The sequence below is a fragment of the Dietzia sp. B19 genome (assembly GCF_014145155.1).
In the GTDB taxonomy this organism is placed as follows: Bacteria; Actinomycetota; Actinomycetes; order Mycobacteriales; family Mycobacteriaceae; genus Dietzia; species Dietzia natronolimnaea.
Genome location: NZ_JAALED010000116.1, coordinates 1 through 4,433, shown reverse-complemented (window position 1 = coordinate 4,433; position 4,433 = coordinate 1). Strand labels below are relative to the sequence as shown.

Sequence of the window (4,433 nt, the reverse complement as noted above, 5' to 3'; positions counted from 1 at the left end):
TCCCGCCACGCCTCGGTGGGCTGGGCGGATGCCGCGGGCGCGAGGCCCGTGGCGAGGGCGGCGGCGGTGACGACGGCGCCGAGGGCGCGGGGTGTGAACCGGGGTGACATGACCCCAGTCCACCACGGTGGCAGACCCCTCACGGCGGGTTGCGTCCGGCGTGAGGACACCGTGACCATCACGTCATACCGGGTAGCGCCGGGGAAACAGGGCGTGCATACGGTCAGTTCGCAAGGACACCGAGGGGGTGTCCACTTCACGAGAGAGAGGGGGTCGACCTCATGTCGCGCTCACATGTCATAGAGAACTGGGATCCGGAGGACGACGCGCAGTGGAAGTCGGGCGGCAGGAAGACCGCCATGCGCAACCTCTACTGGTCGGTCTTCGCCGAGCACGTCGGGTTCTCCGTGTGGACCCTGTTCGCCGTCATGGTGTTGTTCATGCCCCAGGACGTCTACGGACTGGACGCACCCGACAAGTTCCTCGTCTCCGCGGTGGTCACGCTGACCGGCGCCTTCCTGCGCATCCCGTACACGCTCGCGACCGCCACCTTCGGCGGACGCAACTGGACCATGTTCTCGGCCTTCGTCCTGCTCATCCCCGCGGTCGGGATGCTGTGGATCATGGCGAACCCGGGCCAACCGCTCTGGATGTACCTCGTCGTGGGCGCGATCGCCGGACTCGGCGGCGCCAACTTCGCGTCGTCCATGACCAACATCAACGCCTTCTTCCCCCAGCGGGAGAAGGGCTGGGCCCTCGGCCTCAACGCGGGTGGGGGCAACCTGGGCGTGGCCACGATCCAGGTCGTGGGGCTCATCGTGATCGCACTGGCCGGCAACCGGTCACCGCACTGGGTGATCGGCGTCTACATCGTCCTGCTCGTCGTCGCGGGGATCGGCGCCGCGCTGAAGATGGACAACCTCGCGCACCAGACGGTGGATGTGCAGAGCATGAAGGACATGGCCCGCGACAAGGACGGATGGGTGTTGTCGCTGCTGTACATCGGCACCTTCGGATCCTTCATCGGATTCGCCTTCGCGTTCGGTCAGATGCTCACCATGACCTTCACCGGCAACGGCCAGGAGCCGGCCCAGGCGGCCCTGCACGCGGCACAGATCACCTTCCTCGGACCACTGCTGGGCTCACTCACCCGCATGGCCGGTGGACGGATCTCCGACCGTTTCGGGGGAGCCCGGGTGACCTTCGTGACCTTCTGCGGGATGGCGGTCACCACCGTCGCGCTCGTGGTGACCTCGAACATCCAGGCGTCGAACGACGGCCGGCTCGCCGGTGGCGCCCTCGTCCTGTTCTTCGCCGCCTTCCTCACGCTCTTCGGGCTCACCGGGGTGGGCAACGCCTCGGTGTACAAGATGATCCCGTCGGTCTTCGAGGCGCGCAGCCACACACTCGGACTGGACGAGGCCGCTCGGACGTCCTGGTCGCGGGCCCACGCCGGGGCGCTCATCGGGGTCGCCGGCGCGGTCGGGGCCTTCGGCGGCTTCCTCATCAACATGACCCTGCGCACCTCCTACCAGTCTTCCGGTGCGGCCACGTCGGCGTTCCTCGTGTTCATGGTGTTCTACGTGGTGGCGGCGATCGTCACGCGCGTCGTCTACATGCGGGCCTCCGCCGGGGTCGACGCGGTCGCCGCGGCACCCACCGAGCCCCGGGTCCCCGTGGGCGCCGAGGCCTGACCGGCCTCGGTCGACGATCGAGACGAAGAGGACACATGGTGCACGCGTTGACGACGACCGGCCCGCCGACACACACCCACTGCCCGTACTGCGCACTCCAGTGCGCGATGTCGGTGACGCCGTCCGCCGGTGACGGACCGGCGACGATCACCCCGGAGCAGTTCCCCACCAACAGGGGCGGGTTGTGCCGGAAGGGGTGGACGTCGGCAGGGTTGCTCGACCACCCGGATCGGCTCACCACGCCGCTGATCCGGGTGGACGGGCACCTGCGGCCGACCGACTGGGACACCGCGTTGACCCGGGTCACCGACGGCATCCGGCGGGCGCAGGCCTCGGGAGGCCCCGACGCCGTGGCGGTCTTCGGCGGGGGTGGCCTGACCAACGAGAAGGCCTACACACTGGGCAAGTTCACCCGCCTCGCGCTGGGGAGCAGACTCGTGGACTACAACGGCCGCTGGTGCATGTCGAGTGCGGCGGCCGGGGCGAACCGGAGTTTCGGGCTGGACCGGGGGTTGCCGTTCCCCGTGACCGACCTCGACGACGCCCGGGCGGTGCTGCTCATCGGTGCCAACCCCGCCGACACCATGCCCCCGTTCGTCCAGCACCTCGACACGGCCGCGGCGGCCGGCGGCATGGTGGTGGCGGACCCGCGCCTCAGCGCGACCGCGCACCGGGCCGTCGACGGCGGTGGGATCCATCTGAGGCTGCGGCCCGGCACGGATGCGGCGCTGGCCCTGGGGCTCCTGCACGTCGCCGTGGTGGGCGGACACCTGGACACCGAGTACGTCTCCGCCCGGACGTCGGGTTTCGAGGACGCGTGGGCGATCGCGGCGGACTGGATGCCCGAGCGCACCGAACGCGTCACCGGTGTCTCGGCCGACCAACTCGAACGCACGGTGGAACTGCTGGCGGGCTCTCGTGACGCGGGCACCGGAGCCTACGTCCTCACCGCCCGCGGTGCCGAACAACACTCACGGGGGACCGACACCGTCGGAGCCGTGATCGCCCTCGCGCTGGCACTGGGCCTGCCGGGCCGGACCGGCACGGGCTACGGCACCCTCACCGGCCAGGGGAACGGGCAGGGAGGCCGGGAGCACGGGCAGAAGGCCGATCAACTCCCCGGCTACCGGATGATCACCGATCCGGCCGCCCGCGCGCACGTCGCCGCGGTCTGGGGCGTGGAGCCCGAGGAGATCCCCGGGCCCGGGCTCTCGGCCTTCGAGCTCCTGGACGCGCTCGGGCAGCCCGGTGGTCCCACGGCGATGCTGCTCCACGCCTCGAACCCCGTGGTCTCCGCGCCCGACGCCGACCGGGTCACGTCCCGGCTCCGATCGCTGGACACCCTCGTGGTGGCCGACTTCGTCCTCTCCGAGACCGCCGAACTCGCCGACGTCGTCCTCCCGGTCCCGCAGTGGGCCGAGGAGGAGGGCACGCTGACCAACCTCGAGGGCCGGGTGCTGCGTCGACGCCGCTCGGTCACCCCGCCGGAGGGCGCCCGCGACGAACTGTGGATCTGGAACGAGCTCGCACGCCGACTCGGGCGGCGGCCTGATCGGTTCCCGACCGACCCGCGGGTGGTGTTCGACGAGTTGGCGCGCGCCTCCGCCGGGGGCAAGGCGGACTACTCGGCCATGGACTGGGACCGCCTCGACGCCGGAGAGGCACTGTTCTGGCCGTGCGGCGCCGACACCCCGGCCGGGACACCTCGCATGTTCCTCGACCGTTTCGCCACCGAGGACGGCCGGGCCCGCTTCGCCGTGGCCGCCGTGGACCCACCCGCGGAGGACACCTGCGCGGACTACCCGCTGCTGGGCACCACCGGACGCGTGCTCTCGCACTACCAGTCCGGTGCCCAGACGCGGCGGGTGCCGGAGCTGCTCTCGGCCGACCCCGAGATGTGGGTCCAGGTGCACCCGGTCGTCGCGCGGGCCGTGGGGCTCGACGACGGCGGACGCGCCCGGGTGGTGTCCCGCCGCGGGGCGGTCGAAGCGCTCGTGCGGTGCGACGAGGACATGCGGACCGACACCCTGTTCCTGCCGTTCCACTACTCCGGGGCCGCCCGCGCGAACCTGGTGACCCTGCCCGAACTCGACCCCTACAGCCGCATGCCGCAGTTCAAGGCGTGCGCGGTCCGGTTGGAGGCCGCGTGATGCGGGTGGTGGTGGTGGGGGCGGGGATGTCCGGTGCCCGGCTCGCCGAGGAGCTGCGGCGCGCCGAACCGGATCCCGAGACGATGTCGGTGACCGTCCTCGGCGCCGAACCCGAGGCGCCGTACAACCGGATCATGCTCTCGCACGTGGTGGCCGGGGGGATGGGGGACCCGGGAGCCACCCGGCTCAAGCCCACCGGGTGGTGGGACCGCAACCACATCGAGATGCGCACGTCCGCCTCGGTGCAGGGGATAGACCGGGTGGCCCGGGAGGTCGAGCTCGCCGACGGCGAGCGCGTCCCCTACGACCACCTGGTGCTGGCGACCGGCTCCGAGGCCACCATCCCGCCGATCGACGGGGTCCGTGGACCGGACGGGGCGCTCGCCGCGGGAGTGTTCCCGCTCCGCGACGCCTCGGACTGCCGGGGACTCACCGCCCACCTCGAGGAACACCCCGGTCGGGTCGCCCTGGTGGGCGGCGGCTTCATCGGTCTCGAGGTGGCCTGCGCACTGGCGCGGTCGGGCCGCGACGTCGTCGTCGTCCACCCCCGGGCCTGGCCGATGGACTCCCACCTGGACTCCGGCGGCGG

Annotated in this window: 3 protein-coding genes; all 3 read left to right on the top strand. The window is 71.6% G+C overall.

Translation table 11 applies throughout. The annotated features are described in order from the left end of the window. Window positions 1-281 precede the first annotated feature (281 nt). Window positions 282-1,694 (top strand): nitrate/nitrite transporter, encoded by a 1,413-nt coding sequence (locus G6020_RS04550; protein WP_179524648.1) that lies wholly within the window; start codon window positions 282-284, stop codon window positions 1,692-1,694. A gap of 35 nt (window positions 1,695-1,729) precedes the next feature. Then, window positions 1,730-3,844: a molybdopterin oxidoreductase family protein gene (locus G6020_RS04545; RefSeq protein WP_182609819.1), complete on the top strand. Its 2,115-nt coding sequence runs from the start codon at window positions 1,730-1,732 to the stop codon at window positions 3,842-3,844. Then, the coding region (locus tag G6020_RS04540) for an FAD-dependent oxidoreductase (protein WP_182609818.1) at window positions 3,844-4,433 on the top strand (590 nt) is incomplete at its 3' end. The genes G6020_RS04545 and G6020_RS04540, both read left to right, overlap by 1 nt.